At 53.1% G+C, this 22,718-nt stretch carries 22 protein-coding genes; 8 read left to right on the forward strand and 14 right to left on the reverse strand.

The window, feature by feature from the left end:
- Nucleotides 1–8 precede the first annotated feature (8 nt).
- Nucleotides 9–755 (reverse strand): TonB system transport protein TonB, encoded by a 747-nt coding sequence (tonB, locus tag ABLU73_RS18820; RefSeq protein ID WP_264924650.1) that lies wholly within the window; start codon nt 753–755, stop codon nt 9–11.
- A gap of 210 nt (nt 756–965) precedes the next feature.
- Between tonB and ABLU73_RS18825 the strand changes: the two genes are divergently transcribed.
- Both ABLU73_RS18825 and ABLU73_RS18830 read left to right on the forward strand, forming a co-directional pair.
- Nucleotides 966–1,262 (forward strand): YciI family protein, encoded by a 297-nt coding sequence (locus ABLU73_RS18825; RefSeq protein WP_002910042.1) that lies wholly within the window; start codon nt 966–968, stop codon nt 1,260–1,262.
- 680 nt (nt 1,263–1,942) lie between these two features.
- The gene (locus tag ABLU73_RS18830; protein ID WP_072206868.1) at nt 1,943–2,590 is read left to right on the forward strand and encodes a YceI family protein; all 648 of its coding nucleotides are present in this window, start codon (nt 1,943–1,945) and stop codon (nt 2,588–2,590) included.
- Between the two features lie 278 nt (nt 2,591–2,868).
- On the opposite strand, the gene ABLU73_RS18835 is transcribed toward ABLU73_RS18830, so the two are convergent.
- Nucleotides 2,869–3,042 (reverse strand): YciY family protein, encoded by a 174-nt coding sequence (locus tag ABLU73_RS18835; RefSeq protein WP_023290120.1) that lies wholly within the window; start codon nt 3,040–3,042, stop codon nt 2,869–2,871.
- Nucleotides 3,043–3,185: 143 nt separating this feature from the next.
- On the opposite strand from ABLU73_RS18835, the gene cls reads away from it, so the two are divergent.
- Nucleotides 3,186–4,646, forward strand: a complete 1,461-nt coding sequence (gene cls / locus ABLU73_RS18840) for a cardiolipin synthase (protein WP_004203158.1) — start codon at nt 3,186–3,188, stop codon at nt 4,644–4,646.
- A gap of 34 nt (nt 4,647–4,680) precedes the next feature.
- Entirely contained in the window at nt 4,681–5,010 is a 330-nt protein-coding gene (locus ABLU73_RS18845; protein WP_002910079.1) for an HI1450 family dsDNA-mimic protein, read from the forward strand.
- A 63-nt stretch (nt 5,011–5,073) separates the two neighbouring features.
- Here the strand turns inward: ABLU73_RS18845 and ABLU73_RS18850 are convergent, their stop codons facing one another.
- The 8 genes from ABLU73_RS18850 to ABLU73_RS18885 all read right to left on the reverse strand — a co-directional run bounded on the left by ABLU73_RS18850 (nt 5,074) and on the right by ABLU73_RS18885 (nt 13,336).
- Nucleotides 5,074–5,901: an ion transporter gene (locus ABLU73_RS18850; protein ID WP_004203160.1), complete on the reverse strand. Its 828-nt coding sequence runs from the start codon at nt 5,899–5,901 to the stop codon at nt 5,074–5,076.
- Between the two features lie 55 nt (nt 5,902–5,956).
- Nucleotides 5,957–6,961 (reverse strand): murein tripeptide/oligopeptide ABC transporter ATP-binding protein OppF, encoded by a 1,005-nt coding sequence (gene oppF / locus ABLU73_RS18855; RefSeq protein WP_002910083.1) that lies wholly within the window; start codon nt 6,959–6,961, stop codon nt 5,957–5,959.
- On the reverse strand, nt 6,958–7,971 hold the full coding sequence (locus tag ABLU73_RS18860; RefSeq protein ID WP_004151853.1) for an ABC transporter ATP-binding protein: 1,014 nt from the start codon (nt 7,969–7,971) through the stop codon (nt 6,958–6,960). The genes oppF and ABLU73_RS18860 overlap by 4 nt, the downstream gene beginning before the upstream one ends.
- A gap of 11 nt (nt 7,972–7,982) precedes the next feature.
- On the reverse strand, nt 7,983–8,891 hold the full coding sequence (oppC, locus tag ABLU73_RS18865) for an oligopeptide ABC transporter permease OppC (RefSeq protein ID WP_004145396.1): 909 nt from the start codon (nt 8,889–8,891) through the stop codon (nt 7,983–7,985).
- Between the two features lie 14 nt (nt 8,892–8,905).
- On the reverse strand, nt 8,906–9,826 hold the full coding sequence (gene oppB / locus ABLU73_RS18870; RefSeq protein WP_002910089.1) for an oligopeptide ABC transporter permease OppB: 921 nt from the start codon (nt 9,824–9,826) through the stop codon (nt 8,906–8,908).
- Nucleotides 9,827–9,911: 85 nt separating this feature from the next.
- The gene (gene oppA / locus ABLU73_RS18875) at nt 9,912–11,546 is read right to left on the reverse strand and encodes an oligopeptide ABC transporter substrate-binding protein OppA (protein WP_004203164.1); all 1,635 of its coding nucleotides are present in this window, start codon (nt 11,544–11,546) and stop codon (nt 9,912–9,914) included.
- Between the two features lie 743 nt (nt 11,547–12,289).
- Entirely contained in the window at nt 12,290–12,937 is a 648-nt protein-coding gene (locus ABLU73_RS18880) for a YchE family NAAT transporter (RefSeq protein ID WP_002910095.1), read from the reverse strand.
- Nucleotides 12,938–13,120: 183 nt separating this feature from the next.
- Entirely contained in the window at nt 13,121–13,336 is a 216-nt protein-coding gene (locus ABLU73_RS18885; RefSeq protein WP_032456270.1) for a hypothetical protein, read from the reverse strand.
- A 77-nt stretch (nt 13,337–13,413) separates the two neighbouring features.
- Between ABLU73_RS18885 and adhE the strand changes: the two genes are divergently transcribed.
- Nucleotides 13,414–16,089 (forward strand): bifunctional acetaldehyde-CoA/alcohol dehydrogenase, encoded by a 2,676-nt coding sequence (gene adhE / locus ABLU73_RS18890; RefSeq protein ID WP_004203165.1) that lies wholly within the window; start codon nt 13,414–13,416, stop codon nt 16,087–16,089.
- A gap of 146 nt (nt 16,090–16,235) precedes the next feature.
- Here adhE and tdk read toward each other — a convergent pair whose 3' ends face one another.
- Nucleotides 16,236–16,853 (reverse strand): thymidine kinase, encoded by a 618-nt coding sequence (gene tdk / locus ABLU73_RS18895; RefSeq protein ID WP_025999297.1) that lies wholly within the window; start codon nt 16,851–16,853, stop codon nt 16,236–16,238.
- Nucleotides 16,854–17,414: 561 nt separating this feature from the next.
- Here tdk and hns point away from each other — a divergent pair.
- Nucleotides 17,415–17,822, forward strand: a complete 408-nt coding sequence (gene hns / locus ABLU73_RS18900) for a histone-like nucleoid-structuring protein H-NS (RefSeq protein WP_002910103.1) — start codon at nt 17,415–17,417, stop codon at nt 17,820–17,822.
- A 121-nt stretch (nt 17,823–17,943) separates the two neighbouring features.
- Here hns and galU read toward each other — a convergent pair whose 3' ends face one another.
- From galU to rssA, 3 genes are all read right to left on the reverse strand, one after another.
- A complete protein-coding gene (gene galU / locus ABLU73_RS18905; RefSeq protein ID WP_023290127.1) occupies nt 17,944–18,846 on the reverse strand; it encodes a UTP--glucose-1-phosphate uridylyltransferase GalU in 903 nt (300 codons plus the stop codon).
- A 197-nt stretch (nt 18,847–19,043) separates the two neighbouring features.
- A complete protein-coding gene (rssB, locus tag ABLU73_RS18910) occupies nt 19,044–20,057 on the reverse strand; it encodes a two-component system response regulator RssB (RefSeq protein WP_017900771.1) in 1,014 nt (337 codons plus the stop codon).
- Nucleotides 20,058–20,146: 89 nt separating this feature from the next.
- The gene (rssA, locus tag ABLU73_RS18915; protein WP_004203175.1) at nt 20,147–21,049 is read right to left on the reverse strand and encodes a patatin-like phospholipase RssA; all 903 of its coding nucleotides are present in this window, start codon (nt 21,047–21,049) and stop codon (nt 20,147–20,149) included.
- Nucleotides 21,050–21,161: 112 nt separating this feature from the next.
- Between rssA and ABLU73_RS18920 the strand changes: the two genes are divergently transcribed.
- Both ABLU73_RS18920 and purU read left to right on the forward strand, forming a co-directional pair.
- Nucleotides 21,162–21,620 carry a YchJ family protein gene (locus ABLU73_RS18920; protein ID WP_017900770.1) on the forward strand — a complete coding sequence of 153 codons (459 nt, stop codon included), beginning with the start codon at nt 21,162–21,164 and terminating at the stop codon, nt 21,618–21,620.
- Nucleotides 21,621–21,662: 42 nt separating this feature from the next.
- Nucleotides 21,663–22,505 (forward strand): formyltetrahydrofolate deformylase, encoded by an 843-nt coding sequence (purU, locus tag ABLU73_RS18925; protein ID WP_004203178.1) that lies wholly within the window; start codon nt 21,663–21,665, stop codon nt 22,503–22,505.
- The last annotated feature ends 213 nt before the right edge of the window (nt 22,506–22,718 follow it).

Raw genomic sequence — 22,718 nt, forward strand, 5'->3', positions numbered from 1 at the left:
CTGCATTATCAGTTAATCTCGACGCCGTTGAGGCGGAATTTAATGGTCATCGTCACGCCGGTTCCCGGTCTTGCCTGCTCGTAACGCCATCTGCGCATCGCGCTTTTCACCTCGCGCTCGAACATATTCGCCGGCTGGGCGGAGAGGATCTGCAAATTATCAATTCGGCCATCTGGCGTAACGTCAAACTTCACCCGCACCGTCCCTTCAATGCGCAGCGCCTGAGCGCGCGACGGATAGGTCGGCTGGACACGGCTGATGGCCCGCGGGCCGCTCGGGGCAGTGACGGTGGGTTTGGCCGCTGCGGTGGAGGTGCTCGGCGCGGTGCGCGCTGGCGTCGTATTGTTGTTTTCAAACGGTGAAGCCGGACGCGGCTCCGCTGCCGGCTTGACGTCCCGCTTAGGCTGCTCAACCTTTTTCTCCGGCTTGGGCTTCGGTTTAGGTTTGGGCTTCGGCTTAGGTTCTGGTTTATGGATCACCACCGGCGCCTCTTTCGGCGGCTCAGGGACCACCTCAGGTTCCGGCTCCGGTTCGGGTTCAACAACGGGCTGCACGACGGGTTGCGCCGCCGGGGGCGGCTCAAGATCGGCCGGCGCCACCATGGTGATCTCTATCGGCTGCGTCGGGGAAGGCTGTTCAATAACCTGATGTACCGAGGTATAAAGCAACCCCGCCACAACGGCACCGTGGATAGCCACGGACAGCAGCGTTGGCCACGGGAAGCGGCGAGGTAAATCAAGGGTCATTGCGCTCATAGTCGTTTCTGTTGAAAAATGATGCTCCGATTTTAAATGCAAATAGCAATCATATTCAATAAGCCGTCTTAACCTGAGTCAATTTTTGCTGCCATTTGCGGAAAAAAGCCGCGTCGGCAGGGCATTCGGCGCCGGGGCGCATCTTTGCATTGCAGTCCATCGTCGTTTAACTTAACGTAATTCGCCTGTTTATTGATAAGGAGCTTTGCCGTGCTTTACGTTATCTACGCTGAAGATATCGCCGATTCTCTGGAAAAGCGGCTCTCGGTTCGCCCCGCGCATCTTGCGCGTCTACAACTTTTACATGATGAAGGTCGGTTGCTTACCGCCGGACCAATGCCGGCCGTTGACAGCAACGAACCGGGCGCAGCCGGATTCAGCGGCTCAACGGTAATCGCTGAGTTTGAATCGCTGGAAGCGGCTCAGGCCTGGGCCAATGACGATCCGTACATTGCAGCTGGCGTCTACCGCCAGGTCTCTGTTAAGCCATATAAGAAAGTATTTTGAAAATACCCTTTTCTTTTTCTGGTTAACCGCAAAAATACACCAGGCCATCAGATGAAAGGGCGCATTTTTCTACACAACATTAAAATGCCGCCCTTTTTAACCGCACGAAAGCGCTGGCTGTTATCCGCCTGAGATGCCTGGAAGATGAGCACATCTCTTCCCCAGCGACGACATCATCGACCATCACCTCGCCTTTTGCGGCAACAGAAAATGCCGACCAAACGTCGACGCCGGGCATGATATTGAATGGCTAATATATTGAATAAGTCTGTGACAGAGATCTTGCATGGATCTATCGCTTGCTTTGCATGCCAGCGCATCCCGACATCGTCCGGTAAATCTTAAACACAGTTGAAAGAAGATCGTTAAAGAGAGAGGGATTCTCAGCAACAGATATTAACGCCTGGAGTAAATAAGCATGTATATCCGGTTCAGCTGACATAGGACCAAATATCGCCTATCTTGCTGCATTCAGGATCGCGGTGTCTGGAAAGCAACCGGAAATAAAAAAATGCGCTGATCCAGGCACATCCCATAGGGATGAACGTATAAAGATCACGTGACCAGATTTACGTTACAGAGGATTTTTTTAATGCCTATTAATTTCGTTAGGTAAAATTCACGCGGAGTGATTGTAGGGTTATTATTGGTTGGTTAAAATATTTGAACGGGAATAACAAATGTTTTCAATAAGCCCTGCATTTTTTTGGGCTACCATTTATGCACCTGACGCTTATGAGGATTTTTGTATGAACACCCTGAAAAAAACCGCATTATTTTCTCTGCTTGCCTTATATATTCCTGTATCACAGGCCGCTGCGACAGAATATAGCCTGGATCCACAGCATACTTCGGTTGTTATTGCCTGGAACCATTTTGGTTTCTCTAACCCTACCGCCTATATCTCTGATGTTTCAGGGAAACTCTCTTTTGACAAAGATAACCCAGAGAAATCCTCTGTGCACGTCACGCTGCCAGTCAAAACCATTGATACGCATGTCAAAGCGTTAACGGATGAGTTTTTAGGCAAAGAGTACTTCGATGTCAAAACGTATCCTGAGGCAACCTTTCAGAGCACCCGGGTGGAAAGTAAAGGCGGCAATAAATATGATGTTGAAGGTAACCTGACCATTAAAGGCATCACCAAACCGGTAGTATTGCATGCCACCCTGAACAAGCAGGATATGCATCCGATGGTGAAAAAAGAGGCCATTGGTTTTGATGCCACTGGGGTAATAAAACGTTCAGACTTCAAGCTTGATAAATATGTTCCGGCGGTGAGTGATAACGTGACCATCACGTTATCTACGGAAGCCTATGCCAAATAAATTTACACCCACAAAAGCGGTGCATTTTAATCAGAGTGGTCACCCCGATAGTTAGCATGAAATTGAAAAACGATCGGCAACCCCGCGCCCTGTTCAGGCTTCTGCAGGGCGGTTTATGTCTGTCGCAGAATAAGGAGTTCTGTCGGTAATTCCCCGTCATACCCTGACAGACATCGCATAGATATTTTATTAGGCCACCTGGCGATGTTAAAAGGGAGTTCGGCGCAGGGCTGAGAAAACGACAACGGCACCGCGCACGGTGCCGTTAGCCTGCTCGCTTAACAGTCGGGGAAAATAAACAGCAGAGCATGACGCTGCCGTTTTACCAGCCCCTTTCTGATGGCGAGGATCCGCATATTGCGGCGTGATTGGGCTTCCAGCCAGCGCGCTTTACGGCGATTCACCTGTCTCAGCATGCGCCAGCGCCCTACTTCCGTTCTACTACGCTTCATTGCAACGACTCTACGAGTGAAAACAGCCCCCATTATAAACCTCTGCCTGCGGCTGACCACCGCTTTCGCTGCGTTTTTATTTGCCAGAAAAATACTGATGCGTAAACTCATCACATAACGTCATTCAAAAGGATTTTACATCTATGACAACCTTTTACACGGTGGTGAACTGGCTGGTCATTCTGGGGTACTGGCTGTTGATCGCCGGTGTAACATTACGAATTCTAATGAAACGCCGCGCTGTGCCGTCCGCGATGGCATGGTTATTGATCATTTATATTCTGCCGCTGGTGGGGATCATCGCCTATCTCTCCTTTGGCGAGCTGCATCTTGGCAAGCGGCGGGCAGAACGCGCGAGGGCGATGTGGCCTTCCACGGCCAAATGGTTAAACGACCTCAAAGCCTGCAAACATATCTTCGCGGAAGATAACAGCCCGGTGGCCGAGTCCCTGTTCAAGCTGTGCGAACGGCGCCAGGGCATTGGCGGCGTAAAAGGCAACCAGCTGCAGCTGCTGACGGAATCTGACGACGTCATGCAGGCCCTGATCCGCGATATTCAACTGGCTCGCCATAATATTGAGATGGTCTTCTATATCTGGCAGCCAGGCGGCATGGCCGACAGCGTCGCCGAATCGCTGATGGCCGCCGCCCGTCGCGGGGTTCACTGCCGGTTGATGCTCGACTCCGCGGGCAGTGTGGCTTTTTTCCGCAGCCCATGGGCGGCAATGATGCGTAACGCCGGCATTGAAGTGGTCGAGGCTCTCAAGGTCAATCTGATGCGTGTGTTTCTGCGCCGGATGGACCTGCGTCAGCATCGCAAAATGGTGATGATCGATAACTATATCGCCTACACCGGCAGCATGAATATGGTTGATCCCCGCTACTTTAAACAGGACTCAGGGGTCGGACAGTGGATTGACCTGATGGCGCGCATGGAAGGCCCGGTGGCGACCTCGATGGGCATCGTCTACTCCTGTGACTGGGAGATCGAGACCGGAAAGCGTATTCTGCCGCCGCCGCCGGACGTCAATATCATGCCGTTTGAAGAGGCCAGTGGACATACCATCCACACGATCGCCTCCGGCCCGGGGTTTCCGGAAGATCTTATCCATCAGGCGCTGCTCACCGCCGCATACGCGGCGAAAGAGCATTTGATCATGACCACGCCCTACTTCGTACCCAGCGACGACCTGCTGCACGCGATCTGTACCGCTGCCCAGCGCGGCGTGGACGTGAGTATTATTTTACCGCGCAAGAACGATTCGCTGCTGGTGGGCTGGGCCAGCCGGGCCTTTTTCACCGAGCTGCTGGCAGCAGGGGTGAAGATTTACCAGTTCGAAGGCGGCCTGTTGCATACCAAGAGCGTGCTGGTCGATGGCGAACTGAGTCTGGTGGGTACCGTGAATCTGGATATGCGCAGCCTGTGGCTCAATTTTGAAATCACGCTGGTCATCGATGACGCCGGCTTCGGCAGCGATCTGGCGGCGGTCCAGGATGACTATATCTCGCGCTCGCGCCTGCTGGACGCCCGTCGCTGGTTAAAACGTCCGCTGTGGCAGCGGATCGCCGAGCGACTGTTTTACTTCTTCAGCCCGTTGCTGTAAAACGTGCCCATCAGATACCGAATGAGTAGCAATCATGGATATGGATTTAAACAACCGTCTGACCGAAGACGAAACGCTTGAGCAGGCATACGACATCTTCCTCGAACTGGCGGCCGATAACCTCGACCCGGCGGACATCATTCTGTTTAACCTGCAGTTTGAGGAGCGCGGCGGCGCCGAGCTGTTCGACCCGTCTGCAGACTGGGAAGAGCATGTGGATTACGATCTGAACCCGGATTTCTTCGCCGAAGTGGTGATTGGCCTGGCGGATACCGACGGCGGGGAAATCAATGATATCTTCGCCCGCGTACTGCTGTGCCGCGAGAAAGATCATAAGCTGTGTCATATTCTGTGGCGTGAATAACGCTGACTAGCCAGTGAAAAGCCTGCCGCGTTCCTCCCGGCAGGCTTTTTTTATGCCGAGGGTTTACTGCGGTAACGCATGGCCACAGGCGTGACAAAACCGGGCGTTATCGTCATGGTGGCCCTGCTGGCACTGCGGGCATACCCGCTGCTGACGCCGCCGGTTCAGGGCGCTGGTCATATGGGTGGTGATAAGCCCGGTCGGAATGGCAATAATGGAGTATCCGATCAGGATGAGAATGGAGGCCAGGATGCGGCCCAGCGGTGTATGCGGCGTGATATCCCCGTAGCCGACGGTAGTGATGGTTACAATGGCCCAATAGACCGAAGCGTTGAGCGTGGTAAAACCATACTCTGGCCCTTCTATCAGGTACATTAACGAGCCGAAAATCACCATCACAATGGCGATAAACGAATAGAACAGGATCAGCTGATGGCGCGCGCTGACAATCGCCCGCCAGAACACATTGAGCGAAGGCATAAAGCGCAACAGTTTGAGAATACGCAACGCGCGGATCGCCCTCATTGCCCGCCAGGCAAAGACATAATTGAGGCTAATTTCCGGCCACAGCCACATCACGTACAGCGGCAGGATGGTCGCTAAGTCAATAAACCCCCAGAAGCTGAAAATGTAGTGGAGCGGATTGGGCCATGTCGCAATACGCAGCAGATACTCCAGGGTAAAGACCGCGGTCACCAGCAGCTCCAGCCAGACGAAAATATGCCATTCATCTAATGTCAGATGATATTGCGTGCCCAGCCCCGACTCGACAAATATCACCACCACGCTGAGCAATGCGAAAAGTCCGCACAGACCTTCGAAGCGGCGGCCGGAACGTCGGTTTTGATCGAAAAGCAAATGATAAAGCCGCAGGCGAGCGGCAGAAAGCATACCCACTTCGTTAACCTCGCAAAAAAAAAGGGCTGACCTGCGTCAGCCCCTGAGATTATAACGGGTCTACCTTAAGGCAGGAAACCGCATGGCGGAAGCTGCCTTCCAGCACCGGACGGGTTTTGGCGCACTCCGGTCCAGCGAGCGGACAGCGGGTGCGGAAGACACAGCCCGAAGGCGGATTAATCGGCGAGGGTAATTCGCCCTCCAGCAGTTGGATGGTTTTCGTTTTTTCGAGGTCCGGATCGGGGATCGGCACCGCCGACATCAGCGCTTTGGTATAGGGATGCAGCGGATTATGGTACACCTCATCGTAGGTTCCCAGCTCCACCGCATGGCCCAGATACATCACCAGTACGCGATCGGAGATGTGCTTAACTACCGCCAGATCGTGGGCGATAAATATCAGCGACAGTCCCATTTCACGCTGCAGCTGCTGCAGCAGGTTGACCACCTGGGCCTGGATGGACACGTCAAGTGCGGACACCGGCTCATCGCAGATAATCAGCTTCGGCTCGAGGATCAGCGCCCGGGCGATGCCGATACGCTGGCACTGGCCGCCGGAAAACTCGTGCGGATAGCGGTTGATAAGGTTCGGCAGCAATCCTACCTTCATCATCATCGCCTTCACGCGATCGCGCACTTCCTGACGCGGCATCTTCGGATGATAGGTACGCAGCGGTTCAGCGATGATTTCTCCGATGGTCATACGCGGGTTCAGCGAGGCCAGCGGATCCTGGAAGATCATCTGGATATCGCTGCGCACGTCGCGCCACTCTTCCTGCTTCATGCCCAGCAGATCTTTACCCAACCAGGCCACTTTGCCATCGGTGGCCTTCACCAGGCCAATGATGGCGCGGGCGAAAGTCGATTTACCGCAGCCTGACTCCCCCACCACGCCGAGGGTCTCGCCTTCATAGAGACGCAGCGTCACGCCATCTACGGCTTTCAGCGTTTTCGACGGCTGCCAGAACCACTGTTTGCCATCTTTAATATCGAAATGCACCTTCAGGTCGGCAATTTCGAGCAGGACTTTTCGTTGTTCAGTTACGGCGTTCATAGCAGATCCCCCACCGGTTTAAAGCAGGCGCGCAGGCGACCTGGCGCGAAAGACTCCAGCGGCGGCGCGCTGCTGCACTGTTCCATTGCATGCGGACAGCGCGGCTGGAATGGGCAGCCTTTCGGCAAACGCAGCAGGTTCGGCGGGTTGCCCGGAATGGTCAACAACGCATCGCCTTCGGCATCCAGACGAGGAACCGCATTCAACAGCCCAATAGAGTATGGGTGCGACGGCTGATAGAAGACATCGCGCGCCTGACCGTACTCCATGGTGCGGCCCGCATACATCACCAGCACTTTATCGCAGATCCCCGCCACGACTCCGAGGTCATGGGTGATCATAATGATGGCCGTATTAAATTCGCGTTTCAGCTCATTCAGTAACGTCATGATCTGCGCCTGCACAGTGACGTCCAGGGCGGTGGTCGGCTCATCGGCAATCAGCAGCCGCGGCCGGCACAGTAGCGCCATGGCAATCATCACGCGCTGGCGCATCCCGCCGGAGAACTCGTGCGGGAACATCTTCATGCGCTTGCGCGCTTCCGGCATTTTCACCGCGTCGAGCATCTTGACCGACTCTTCAAATGCTTCGGCTTTGCTCAGCCCCTTATGCAGCATCAGGACTTCCATTAACTGCTCTCCCACCCGCATATATGGGTTCAGAGAGGTCATCGGATCCTGGAAAATCATCGAGATTTGCTCGGCGCGCAGTTTGTTCAGCTCACGCTCGGGCAAATTGAGGATTTGCCGACCGTTAAAGGTGGCGGAACCCCCGATGCGACCGTTGGCCGCCAGCAGCCCCATCAGGGCGAAGGCGGTCTGCGATTTACCGGAGCCGGACTCCCCGACAATACCGAGCGTTTCGCCCGCCTGGAGGGTGAAGTTCAGATCATTGACGGCGGTGACATCGCCATCCGGCGTTTTAAAGGTGACGCGAAGATCTTTCACGTCCAGCAGCAGGCCGCTGTGACTCTGCGCTTGCGGCGCTTTTGCCGTTTCAATCATGGTCATGGCAGCGCTCCTTAGCGGTCTTTCGGGTCGAGGGCATCACGCAGACCATCGCCGATAAAGTTGAAACAGAACAGGGTCACCACCAGGAAACCCGCCGGGAACAGCAGCAGCCAAGGCGAGACTTCCATTGAGTTGGCGCCATCGCTGAGCAATGCCCCCCAGCTGCTGAGCGGCTCCTGCGTCCCCAGCCCCAGGAAGCTGAGGAAAGATTCGAAGAGGATCATACTGGGGACCAGCAGCGAGGCATACACCACCACCACGCCCAGCACATTAGGAACGATATGGCGCAGCACGATGCTCGCTGTGGAGACCCCGCCGACCTGCGCCGCCTCAATAAACTCTTTGCGCTTCAGGCTCAAGGTCTGTCCGCGTACGATACGGGCCATATCCAGCCAGGAGACCATGCCGATAGCGACAAAAATCAGCAGGATATTCTGACCAAAAAAGGTCACCAGCAGGATAACGAAGAACATAAACGGGAAGGAGTTGAGGATCTCCAGCAGACGCATCATCACCGAATCCACTTTGCCGCCGAGATACCCGGAAAGCGAACCGTACAGCGTTCCGAGGATCACCGCCACCAGCGCCGCCGCCACCCCAACCATCAGCGAAATACGCCCGCCGATCGCCACGCGCACCAGCAGATCGCGACCGGAGGAGTCGGTCCCAAAGTAGTGGCCAGAGGCCATGTCCGGGGCATTGGACATCATGCCCCAGTCGGTATCGAAATAGGAGAATGACGACACCATCGGCGCGAAGGTCACGAACAGCGCAATGAGCACCAGCATAATCAAGCTGGTGACCGCGGCGCGGTTATGCATAAAGCGGCGACGCGCATCCTGCCAGAGGCTACGCCCCTCCACTTCCAGCTTCTCACTGAAGTTTTCCAGCGCCTCGCTATTTTTCTTACTTAACATCATGGCGAACTCCGGCTTCAGTAGCGAATCTTCGGATCGATAACGGCGTAAAGCACGTCAACGATGGCGTTGAACAGAATAGTCAGGGCGCCCACGAGGATCGTCAGGCTGAGCACCAGCGAGTAGTCGCGGTTAAGCGCCCCGTTAACGAACAGCTGGCCAATCCCCGGCAGGCCGTAAATGGTTTCAATGACCATTGAGCCCGTAATGATGCCCACGAAAGCCGGCCCCATATAGGAGAGCACCGGCAGCAGCGCCGGCTTCAGCGCATGGCGCAAAATAATGCGGCGCATCGGCAGTCCCTTCGCCCGCGCGGTGCGGATAAAGTTAGAGTGCAGCACTTCAATCATTGAGCCGCGGGTAATTCGCGCGATGCTGGCGATATAGGCCAGGGAAAGCGCCACCATCGGCAGGATCATAAATTTCAACGCCCCGCCGTTCCAGCCGCCGCCCGGCAGCCAGTGCAGGGTAATAGCAAAGATCATCACCAGCAGAGGCGCCACCACAAAGCTCGGAATAACCACGCCGGTCATGGCTACCCCCATTACCGCATAGTCCCAGCGGGTATTCTGCTTCAAAGCGGCAATAACGCCCGCAGCGACGCCGATCACTACCGCCAGCAAAAAGGCAGCGAAGCCCAGTTTCGCCGAAACCGGGAAGCTGGCCGCCACCAGATCGTTGACCGAATAATCTTTGTATTTAAAGGAGGGACCAAAATCGCCATGCGCCAGCTGCTTCAGGTAATTGAAGTACTGCGTCATGATGGGGTCGTTTAAATGGTATTTTGCTTCAATATTCGCCATGACTTCCGGCGGTAGCGTGCGTTCCCCGGTAAAAGGACTTCCCGGAGCCAGACGCATCATGAAGAATGAAATGGTAATAAGAATGAATAGCGTCGGAATCGCTTCCAGACAGCGACGTAAGATAAATTTTAACATTGCCCGTACCTTCTGGCGTGTGCCTTTGCACTGCTCTCAAATAAGACACGATGGAGCGAGCACAGGCCCGCTCCACGTATTGCCATTAATGTTTGATAACGTAAAGGTCTTTGGTATAGACGTTATCCATCGGGTCTTTACCGGTGTAGCCACCGACCCACGGTTTCACCAGGCGGGCGTTAACGTAGTAATAGACCGGTACGATCGCGCTGTCTTTGTCCAGCTGCTGCTCTGCTTTCGCATAGGCTGCAGTGCGCTGCGCTTCATCGGATGCTTTCACGGATTCAGCCATAATCTTATCGAACGCCGGGCTCTTATAGTGCGCAGTGTTCATTGAGCTGTCTGAAAGCATGGTATTCAGGAATGAGGTTGGCTCGTTATAGTCGGCGCACCAGCCTGCACGCGCCACGTCATAGGTACCCTGATGACGGGTATCGAGGAACGTTTTCCACTCCTGGTTGACTAACTTCACGTCAATGCCCAGGTTTTTACGCCACAGCGAGGCGGCGGCAATCGCCAGCTTCTTGTGCAAATCAGAGGTGTTATACAGCAGGTTGAAGGTCAACGGTTTATCGGCGCTATAGCCGGCTTCGGCCAGCAGTTTTTTCGCTTCTTCATTCCGTTTTTCCTGCGACCAGGTAAACCATTCCGGCTCGGTCAGTTTCGCGCCATCGGTATACGGCGGGGTGTAGCCGTAGGCCGGCAGATCGCCCTGTCCTTTTACCTTATTGGCAATAATGTCGCGGTCCAGACCCAGCTTCAGCGCGGTGCGTACGCGCACGTCGGTGAACGGTGCTTTCTGATTGTTAATTTCGTAGTAATAAGTACACAGATACGGGTCAACGTGCAGCTCGTTCGGGATCTCTTTTTTCAGTTTCTGGAAGAGCTCGATCGGCAGCTGGTTATAGGTCATATCCAGCTCACCGCTGCGGTAACGGTTAACATAGGTCACTTCAGAAGAGGTCGGCAGCCAGGTGACAGTGTTAATAACGGTTTTGGCATTATCCCAGTAATGCGGGTTGCGCTCCATGACGATACGTTCGTTGACCACCCAGTCTTTCAGGGTGTACGCGCCGTTGGTGACGATATTGCCAGGCTGCGTCCACTTCTCGCCAAATTTTTCAATCGCTGGTTTGTAGACAGGAGACATCGCCGGGTTAACCAGCAGTTTATAAAAATAGGGTACTGGCTCGCTGAGGGTGACTTCCAGCGTGTGGTCGTCAATGGCTTTTACGCCCAGTTCGCTCGGAGCTTTCTTGCCGTCAATGATTTCGTCGACGTTCACGATATGACCATACTGCGGATAGCTGGCATAAGGAGACGCGGTTTTCGGATCCACCAGACGCTGCCAGCTATAAACGAAGTCCTGGGCGGTCACCGGCTCGCCGTTAGACCATTTCGCATCTTTACGCAGATGGAAAGTCCAGACTTTGAAATCTTTATTATCCCAGCTCTCTGCCACGCCAGGGATCGGGTGGCCATCTTTCGGCGAGGTATTCAGCAAGCCTTCGAACAGGTCGCGGCTAATATTCGCCTCAGGCACCCCTTCGATTTTATTCGGGTCCAGCGATTGCGGTTCGGCGCCGCTATTTCGCACCAGCGTTTGCTTATCCGAAAGCTGCACACCGGCCGGGACATCCGCTGCCATAGCCATATTGCCGGCCATGAGTGCGGATAGCACTCCTGCGGCGATCAAACGTTTTTTAGTGATGATGGTCATTGTGTTGTAACTCCAGTCATTATAATTACTGGTTTTTTAACCAGCCTGTTTTTTTCCCGTTTAGGGGATCTGTCCAGCGCAGGAGTGTTTGCGATTGGCAGATTGCTATCACCGACTTATTTATTACGACCGCTCGAACGGCAGTCTTAACGTCGATTCGTTCCCCCTCGCTGGGGGGCAGTTCCGGCATAGCGAGATCATTAAAAATGATTCTCATTTACGCACATAATTCAGCAGACGATAACGGCGGAAAGTACCAAAAGGTAAACACCTCCGCCAATGCAATTTGCAAATATGTTACCGGATTCTCTTTTATTGCCGGCTTTGCCAGCGTTACTCGCGGTTGCCACAAAACACCGATAGAAAAATATCATTATTAATCATTTAGTTATGATGCTTTCACCAGCCAACATACTGATCAACGACCGCAAGATGATTTTTTGTACAAAAATTTAACAATAGATTACTTTTTAGCACATTCATCTACAGCCTTGTTAAAATTACTAATATCATTTCGATGATCCGACAGCAAGTACCAGAGAATGATGTGAAGAAAATAACATCACAGGATGGGGAGACGTGAGGGGAATGTTAAGAGAAATATTTCATATATTAATGAAAATTATGGAATTAATAGCGATATCGCAAAATGTTATTCCTACCGCCGGTTACGCGCTGGCTAATAGGTTTTGCTAATAATCGCGCAGGCGAGAAGGGAACCTACCCGCCTGCGTGGCAACCAGCTAACTCAGCAGCCCCGGAAAGAGCGCTTTAATCCCCGTCACAATAAACTCAATGCCAAGGGCCATCAGCAGCAGGCCCATAATACGGGTGATAACGTTGATCCCTGTCTGCCCTAGCAGACGCACCAGCCACGGCGCCATGCGGAAAATCCCCCAGCAGCAGAGGGCAAAGACGGCAATCGCCAGTGAAAAACCGACGAGGTGCACCCAGGAGTGATACCGCGTACCCCACACGATAGTGGAACTGATTGCCCCCGGTCCGGCCATTAGCGGTAGCGCGAGAGGAACCACGCCGATGCTCTCCCGCACCGCCGTCTCCGACTTCTCCTGCTTGTTCTGCTTATCTTCACCGAGCTTACCGCTGATCATCGACATCGCGATGGTCACCACCAGGATGCCGCCGGCGATACGGAACGAATCAATGGAGATACCAAAAATCTGCAGAATGCCATCGCCGAGAAACAATGACGTCAGGAGGATGATCGCCACCGACAGGTTGGCGGTCAGGTTGGTCTTATTGCGCACTGCTGCCGGTTGGTAGCTGGTCATACTAATGAACACCGGAATAATGCCCACCGGGTTAACCAGAGCAAATAAGCCGATGAAAAACTTGAAATATGCAGAAAAATCGAACAGTGATTGAGTCACAATGGGCTCCGCAGCATCATCAAAATTGGCGGTTGACTGTTAACAGCATAAAATAACTGCGCGAAACATACGCTTTTTGCATGCAATATTCATTATAAATATGCATAACCCGGTGATATGTATCGAATGTTAGCTATTTGTAGTTTTAATGCTAATCGTTTTTTTAATTTCAAAACCCTCCCATTACACTTGATCGAACCGGTCAAAAAGCAGCCAGCTGAAAGGTATCAGCAGTGCCAATACTTGATCTAAATCACGTAATTTGTACTCAGAAGTGAGTAATCTTGATGACACCAACAGAGTGGAAGGCAGCAGTACCTGAAAGTTAAAAAGATAAAGCTTTTTTAGTAAATCGGTAAAACAGCGTCCTGATTTTCCTACATAAACATTTACATGCAAGCTGTTTACAGCCTGTCTATAATGTCGAATCGAGCGACTGATTTACTAAAAAAGTTTAACATTATCAGGAGAGCATTATGGCTGTTACTAATATCGCTGAACTGAACGCGCTTGTTGAGCGTGTCAAGAAAGCCCAGCGTGAATATGCCAGTTTCACTCAAGAACAAGTCGACAAAATCTTCCGCGCCGCCGCGCTGGCCGCTGCAGATGCTCGAATCCCTCTCGCCAAAATGGCCGTTGCCGAATCCGGCATGGGCATCGTTGAAGACAAAGTGATCAAAAACCACTTCGCTTCCGAATACATCTACAACGCTTATAAAGACGAAAAAACCTGTGGCGTCCTGTCAGAAGACGACACTTTTGGTACCATCACTATCGCTGAACCTATCGGCATCATCTGCGGTATCGTTCCGACCACGAACCCGACTTCAACAGCCATCTTCAAATCGCTCATCAGCCTGAAGACGCGTAACGCCATCATTTTCTCTCCGCACCCGCGTGCTAAAGAAGCCACTAACAAAGCGGCTGACATTGTCCTGCAGGCTGCCATCGCTGCCGGCGCACCGAAAGACCTGATTGGTTGGATCGATCAGCCGTCTGTTGAGCTGTCTAACGCCCTGATGCACCACCCGGATATCAACCTGATCCTTGCAACCGGTGGTCCAGGCATGGTGAAAGCAGCATACAGCTCCGGTAAACCTGCTATCGGCGTAGGTGCCGGTAACACCCCGGTGGTGATTGATGAAACGGCTGACATCAAACGCGCCGTTGCTTCCGTTCTGATGTCTAAAACCTTCGATAACGGCGTTATCTGTGCTTCTGAGCAGTCCGTTGTGGTGGTTGATTCCGTTTATGACGCGGTTCGCGAACGTTTCGCCAGCCACGGCGGCTACCTGCTGCAGGGTAAAGAGCTGAAAGCCGTTCAGGACATTATCCTGAAAAATGGCGCGCTGAACGCCGCTATCGTTGGTCAGCCTGCAGCGAAAATCGCTGAACTGGCAGGCTTCACCGTACCGGCCACGACTAAAATCCTGATTGGCGAAGTCACCGACGTTGACGAAAGCGAGCCGTTTGCTCACGAAAAACTGTCTCCGACGCTGGCGATGTACCGTGCGAAAGATTTCGAAGACGCCGTGACCAAAGCAGAAAAACTGGTCGCCATGGGCGGTATCGGTCATACCTCTTGCCTGTACACCGACCAGGATAACCAGCCGGCTCGCGTGGCTTACTTCGGCCAGATGATGAAAACGGCGCGTATCCTGATCAACACCCCGGCTTCTCAGGGTGGTATCGGTGACCTGTACAACTTCAAACTCGCTCCTTCCCTGACTCTGGGTTGTGGTTCCTGGGGTGGTAACTCCATCTCTGAAAACGTTGGTCCGAAACACCTGATCAACAAGAAAACCGTTGCTAAGCGAGCTGAAAACATGTTGTGGCACAAACTTCCGAAATCTATCTACTTCCGTCGTGGCTCCCTGCCTATCGCACTGGATGAAGTGATTACTGATGGTCACAAACGCGCGCTGATCGTGACTGACCGCTTCCTGTTCAACAACGGTTATGCCGATCAGATCACCTCCGTACTGAAAGCTGCGGGTGTGGAAACTGAAGTCTTCTTCGAAGTTGAAGCTGACCCGACGCTGACCATCGTACGTAAAGGTGCTGAACTGGCGAACTCCTTCAAACCAGACGTGATCATCGCGCTGGGCGGCGGTTCCCCGATGGATGCGGCGAAAATCATGTGGGTCATGTACGAACATCCGGAAACCCACTTCGAAGAACTGGCCCTGCGCTTTATGGATATCCGTAAACGTATCTACAAGTTCCCGAAAATGGGCGTTAAAGCCAAGATGGTGGCGATCACTACCACCTCCGGTACCGGTTCTGAAGTTACGCCGTTCGCCGTTGTGACCGACGACGCGACAGGTCAGAAATATCCGCTGGCGGACTACGCGCTGACCCCGGATATGGCCATCGTCGATGCCAACCTGGTGATGGATATGCCGAAATCGCTGTGTGCGTTCGGTGGTCTGGATGCAGTGACCCACGCCCTGGAAGCTTACGTTTCCGTTCTGGCTTCTGAGTTCTCTGACGGCCAGGCTCTGCAGGCGCTGAAGCTGCTGAAAGAGTACCTGCCGGCGTCCTACCACGAAGGTTCCAAGAACCCGGTTGCCCGCGAGCGCGTACACAGTGCCGCTACCATCGCCGGTATTGCGTTTGCTAACGCCTTCCTCGGCGTGTGCCACTCCATGGCGCACAAACTGGGTTCCCAGTTCCATATCCCGCACGGTCTGGCCAACGCCCTGCTGATCTGCAACGTTATCCGCTACAACGCGAATGACAACCCGACCAAGCAGACCGCGTTCAGCCAGTACGACCGTCCGCAGGCTCGTCGTCGCTACGCTGAAATCGCCGATCACCTGGGTCTCTCCGCACCGGGCGACCGCACCGCAGCGAAAATCGAGAAACTGCTGGCATGGCTGGAAAGCGTGAAAGCTGAGCTGGGTATTCCGAAATCTATCCGCGAAGCTGGCGTTCAGGAAGCTGACTTCCTGGCCCACGTTGATAAGCTGTCTGAAGATGCATTCGATGACCAGTGCACCGGCGCTAACCCGCGCTACCCGCTGATCTCCGAACTGAAACAGATCCTGCTGGATACCTACTACGGTCGCGAGTTCGTCGAAGGTGAAGCAGCCGCGAAAGCCGAAGCAGCTCCGGTGAAAGCTGAGAAAAAAGCGAAAAAATCCGCTTAATCGACAAGCATAAACGTTCTGCAAGCCCCGTCATCTGACGGGGCTTTTTTTTGCCCACCGACAGCCAAGCTTTAACGCCTGCTGGCCCAACAGTGCGCAGGCAATAAAAAGGCGCCTACAGGCGCCTGGACGAGCTTCTGCGCGTATTAGCAGGGGCGGTGCAGGTTTTGTACCTGGGTTAACGAGCCGACGCTCAGCGCTTCTTTATAATGCTTACGACAGACTGAAACGTATCGTTCATTACCGCCGATGACGACCTGCTCGCCCTCATTATAAGGACGCCCCTCCTGATCGAGGCGCAGCACCATGCTAGCCTTTCGTCCGCAGAAACAGATGGTTTTTAGCTCCACCAGCTTATCTGACCAGGCCAGCAAATACTGGCTACCGGTGAAGAGCTCACCGCGAAAGTCTGTCCGCAGGCCATAGCAAAGCACCGGAATGTCCAGCGTATCGACAACTTCAGACAGCTCATGAACCTGCTCGCGCGTCAGAAACTGGCTTTCATCCACCAGCACGCAGTGAATCGGTTTTAACTTGTGCTCTGCGGCAATATCGTTATATAGCGACGTCTGTGGATTATACAAACGGGCCGGCGATGAGAGACCGATACGCGAGCTAACTTTTCCGGCGCCAAAGCGGTCATCAATCTCAGCGGTATAAACGACGGTACGCATCCCCCGCTCCTGGTAATTGTACGAAGATTGCAACAGAGCGGTCGACTTACCTGCATTCATTGCAGAGTAGTAGAAATAAAGTTGTGCCATCGGCTGCGTGACCCCAATCAAAGTGTTTTATCGCGGCGGCGATTATACCATATTTTATGCGTACAGCCGCCCATTTAGCAGGGGTATTGTATCGCAGCCGAAGAGCCTGCAAAGCCAAAGGATTAAGAGGATGAATTGAATTTACAGGGCCATTATTTGTGCGCCCCGTTACGCTACTGGCGGGGTAACCATTGTCTTTTCGTGCTTATAGGGCGGTTAACTATGGGGCTATAAGCTGGGCCGCACGTTGTTTTATATTAAGTCTCGTAACCAAAAATGCGCTAATACTGACGAGGGTTATTTACCCATGTAAAGGATAATTTTTCTCACCGTACCTCAGAAAAAGCATACCGTCTCAGGGTTTTAGCTTACCTTCTCCTCATCGCTATAAGGATGAAAGATGTGAAGCGGCACGGGAATTTTAACTTAAATTAATTAATTCTCGCGACAAATAACCAGTAATTTTGAATTCCTTACATTCCCCCCTATTGCACAACGCATTTTATCGCTCTATTATTAGTTCAACAAACCACCCCACAATATAAGTTTGAGATTACTACAATGAGCGAAGCACTTAAAATTTTGAACAACATCCGTACTCTTCGTGCGCAGGCAAGAGAATGCACCCTGGAAACGCTCGAAGAAATGCTGGAAAAATTAGAAGTCGTTGTTAACGAGCGCCGTGAAGAAGAAAACGCCGCCGCGGCAGAAATTGAAGAACGTACGCGTAAGCTGCAGCAATATCGTGAAATGCTGATCGCTGACGGTATTGATCCGAATGAACTGCTGAGCACCATGGCAGCCGTTAAAGCCGGTACCAAAACCAAGCGTGCTGCACGTCCGGCTAAATACAGCTATGTCGACGAAAACGGCGAAACCAAAACCTGGACCGGCCAGGGCCGTACCCCGGCGGTGATCAAAAAAGCAATGGATGAGCAAGGTAAATCACTGGACGATTTCCTGATCTAATCTCCGTTGTTACGATATAAAAATCCCGCTGCGGCGGGATTTTTTTTGCCCCCAGGGGCCGATATAAAAAACCGGGAGCGCATTGCGACTCCCGGTTTTGTGCTTTCAGCAGCGCTGCGGATTACTTCGCAACCGCGGTTTCCAGCCAGGCTTTAAAATCGTCACCCAGCGTTTTGTGGCGAATACCATATTCGACGAACGCCTGCATGTAGCCAAGCTTATTACCGCAGTCATGGCTCTTGCCTTTCATATGATAAGCTTCGACCGTCTCTTTTTCGATCAGCATATCAATCGCGTCAGTCAACTGAATTTCATCACCGGCACCCGGAGGTGTCTTCGCCAGCAGCGGCCAGATATCGGCGCTGAGGACATAGCGCCCCACCACCGCCAGGTTGGACGGCGCGACGTCAGCTTTTGGCTTCTCGACCACGCCTACCATCGGCACGCTTTCTCCCGGCTTGAGGGATTCACCTTTACAGTCAACGACACCGTAAGCGGTCACGTCGTCGACAGGCTCAACCATAATCTGGCTGGCGCCGGTCTCATCGAAACGAGAGATCATCTCCGCGAGGTTATCGCGGCTCAGATCGGATTCATATTCATCCAGAATAACGTCTGGCAGAATAACTGCGACCGGCTCATCACCCACCACCGGATGGGCGCAAAGCACCGCGTGTCCCAGACCTTTTGCCAGGCCCTGACGAACTTGCATAATGGTTACGTGTGGCGGACAAATAGACTGCACTTCTTCCAGCAGCTGGCGTTTCACACGTTTTTCCAGCATCGCTTCCAGCTCAAAACTGGTATCGAAATGGTTTTCGATAGAGTTTTTGGACGAGTGCGTTACCAGAACAATTTCAGTAATTCCTGCAGCGATACATTCATTAACAACGTACTGAATTAACGGCTTATCTACCAGCGGCAGCATTTCTTTTGGAATCGCTTTGGTGGCCGGCAGCATCCTGGTGCCTAATCCCGCAACCGGGATAACCGCTTTTCTGACTTTAGAATTAAGGGCAGCCATTGAAATCTCCTGGACTGTTTGTTTTTTAAACTTCTCGTTACAAATAACGTGTCGAGTATATCAGTCAACCGCGTATTCACTGGTCTGAAAAGCTTCCGATAGCCTCGAATTAGGACTTTTACGCATAAAACTGCTCGATGTTACCACCGCTAAAGGGCAACGGGTAATCCCGTCTGCTTAGATATAACCGTAATTGCTCATTCCGCAGACAACATTAAGCGTAAACGCCCTCCAGCCCCCCAAATTTGGCACTGCCATGAGGTACAACGCTGGCTAATTTGGTTAAGGTAAGCATCACCCAACGTTCCCAAAGGAACGCCATTACTAATCTGAATTTGATGCTCACCGGTATTCAGCGTGCCATTGAGCCCCGCCGACACCAGAATTAAATTTTTCAGTCCGCTGTGGTAATACCCCACTAACAAAGGAAACTGACCGGGAAGGTTTGCCTGACGCAGCAGCTGATTCACCTGTTTTAGCAGACTCCCCATTTCTGGAAGCCGTTGTCCCTGATGCGCCAGTTGCTCCTGTAACAAGCCATTGAACAACGCGCGCAATAATAAAGCTGCCAGTACGCCATTATCTCCTGCTCGTGTGACATCCAGACAATAGAAGGCCAAATCATTGTCCGAGAGCGGCGCGATATCGAGTACCAGACCGGGTTTATCCGCCGACACCAGCTGGCGATAATGAATGCGGCAGTGCGACATTTCCTGTTGCACCGGCGGCTGTAATTCCTGCAGTAATCGTGAGGCGGCGGTAGGATTACTGACCAGCGCGTCCCAGTCCTCAAATAGACGCTCTTCCTCTTCCACACGTGAACTGAACATCGCAGGATAGAGGCACGCATAAACGGTTTCACGCAGGCGATTGAAATCTTTTACTGGCTTTAACAACACGTCCTGAACGCCAAGCCGCAACGCTTTGGCTATATCGGCCATGTTTTCGGTAGCGGAAATCATCAGGATCGGTAGCTGCTCGCCGCGATTACGCAACGTCTCCACCAGCTCCAGACCGTTCATTCTCGGCATCGAAATGTCGCAGATCATCAGGTCCGGATGCACCTCCGTCATTTTATGCAGGGCATCCTTGCCATCTTCCGCCTGGAAGGTCGTTGCTCCCAGCGAGGTCAGCCATCCATGCAAGAGTGAGCGGAAAACGGGTTCGTCTTCAACTATCAGAATCTGTTTTCCCGCCAATGGCTGCGTCATGATATCTCCCCTGGCTGACGATAATTCAATAGTGGCACGCTATTCTCACTATCGCCTGTCAGAATTTGCTTAAGTCAGGTACTCGTGCGTCAAATCGCGGTACGCACTAAGGGTAATAATTCATCCATTTTCTTTTCTACCGCCAGCTGCCCTGCGGTAATCGCCTCGCCGGCGCGATGGAAATCAAGCGTCGAGACTTGTGGACAGTACGGTTGCAACAGGATATCCGGCGGGTCGCCCGCCATACGATTGCGTTTAAGACGATTCTCCAGGACCTGGATAGAAGTGGTCATGATCTCCATCGCCGTCGGCGTCACGGCCGTCCGGCGGGAACTCATTTGCGTCAAGCGTGCGCGCAGACGAGTATGCCATGGCCCCTCCTTCGCTTCGGCTTCGCGCCGCGGCGTTTCGAGGGAGAATAAATCCTGCTGCATAAGGTGGGCATCATGTTGCAGATCCACGGCAATCACGATATCGGCCCCCATTGCCCGCGTAAGCGACACGGGAACCGGATTGACCACCGCGCCATCGACCAGCCAGTAACCATTATGCCTTACCGGCGACATTAACCCCGGCATACTGCAGGAGGCTCGAATCGCTAAATGCAGATCGCCTTCGGTAAACCACAGCTCCCTGCCAGTGCTTAAATTTGTCGCGACGGCGGCAAATCGCCGTTCGCAGTGTTCGATATCGGTCACGGGCATGATGCGGCGATAATGATTGAATACCTTTTCACCCCGCAACAGTCCACCGCGGCGCCAGGAGAGGTCCATCAGTTTCAGAACGTCCCAGTTGCTGAAAGAGCAGACCCAGGACTCAAGGGCCGGGAGCCGGTTACAGGCATACGCCGCCCCTACCAGCGAACCGATAGAGCAACCGGCCACGATATCAATCTCAATGCCGGCCTGCTGGAGGGCGTTGATGACGCCAATATGCGACCATCCGCGGGCGGCACCCGCTCCTAACGCCAGACCAATTTTAAGCTTTCTCATTAGTACTGATAACTATCCTTCCACTCTGAGCGTGGCAACATTGTCACGGCTCAGTTAACATAAAGCCCTTTGGCGTAGAACCGCCGTTACTCATTCTTCCATGGAGGCAGTTTTGTCGCAATTATGCCCCTGTGGCAGCGCACTGGAGTATAGCTCATGTTGCCAGCGATATCTGTCCGGCGCTGAGCTTGCGCCAGGCCCGTCACAGCTTATGCGCTCCCGTTACAGCGCGTTCGTCATGAAAGATGCCGACTATCTGATCAAAACCTGGCATCCGTCCTGTCAGGCGCGGCAGTTTCGCGCCGAACTGGAGAAAGGCTTTGCCCACACAGAATGGCTGGGCTTAACCCTGTTCGCCAGCGATGAAGGACGAGCCGCAAATGAAGGCTTTGTCAGCTTTATCGCCCGCTTTAATGACAATAACCGCCCGGGCGCCATTATTGAACGTTCCAGATTCTTAAAAGAAAATGGACAGTGGTACTATATCGACGGGACACGACCGCTGATTGGCCGTAACGACCCCTGCCCTTGCGGTTCAGGTAAAAAATTTAAAAAATGCTGCGGCCAGTAACGCTGCCGCAGCGCTTGCAAACACTACAGGATTTTCCTCGCGATGCATTCATTACAACGTAAAGTACTACGCACTATTTGCCCTGATCAGAAAGGCCTCATCGCGCGTATCACCAATATCTGCTACAAGCACGAACTTAACATTGTGCAGAACAACGAATTTGTTGACCACCGTACCGGTCGTTTCTTTATGCGCACCGAACTGGAAGGCATTTTCAACGACGCTATTCTGCTGGCCGATCTGGACAGCGCCCTGCCGGAAGGCTCGATTCGTGAACTCAATCCGGCAGGCCGCCGCCGGGTGGTGATTCTGGTGACGAAAGAGGCCCACTGCCTCGGCGATCTGCTGATGAAAGCCAATTACGGCGGGCTGGATGTCGATATTGCCGCGGTTATTGGTAACCATGACACCCTGCGCCCGCTGGTGGAACGTTTTGGCATCCCGTTTGAACTGGTCAGCCATGAAGGGCTGAGCCGCGAAGAGCACGACAAACAGATGGGCGACGCGATTGCCGCCCACGAGCCGGATTACGTGGTGCTGGCCAAGTATATGCGCGTGCTTACGCCGGAATTTGTCGCCCGTTTCCCGAACAAGATCATTAACATTCACCACTCGTTCCTGCCGGCGTTTATCGGCGCGCGTCCGTATCATCAGGCCTATGAGCGTGGCGTGAAGATCATCGGCGCCACCGCCCACTACGTGAATGATAATCTGGACGAAGGCCCCATCATTATGCAGGACGTCATTCACGTCGATCATACTTATACCGCAGAAGATATGATGCGTGCCGGGCGCGATGTCGAAAAAAACGTATTGAGCCGGGCGCTGTATCAGGTACTGGCGCAGCGCGTCTTCGTCTACGGCAACCGGACGATTATTCTTTAATCGACTGAGAAATGAATTGGTTAGCTTTACGGCGTTACGGGTAAAAATCAGGCAACCAGTTTATTTTTGTCAAAGGAATGCTTTACAGGGGCGCATCATTTGGTATGATGCGCCCCGCTTCCCGAGAAGGAAGCAGGCCAGTACTAAGCATTACCCCGTGGTGGGGTTCCCGAGCGGCCAAAGGGAGCAGACTGTAAATCTGCCGTCATCGAC

This window comes from Klebsiella sp. GG_Kp175 (assembly GCF_040062325.1).
In the GTDB taxonomy this organism is placed as follows: Bacteria; Pseudomonadota; Gammaproteobacteria; order Enterobacterales; family Enterobacteriaceae; genus Klebsiella; species Klebsiella quasipneumoniae.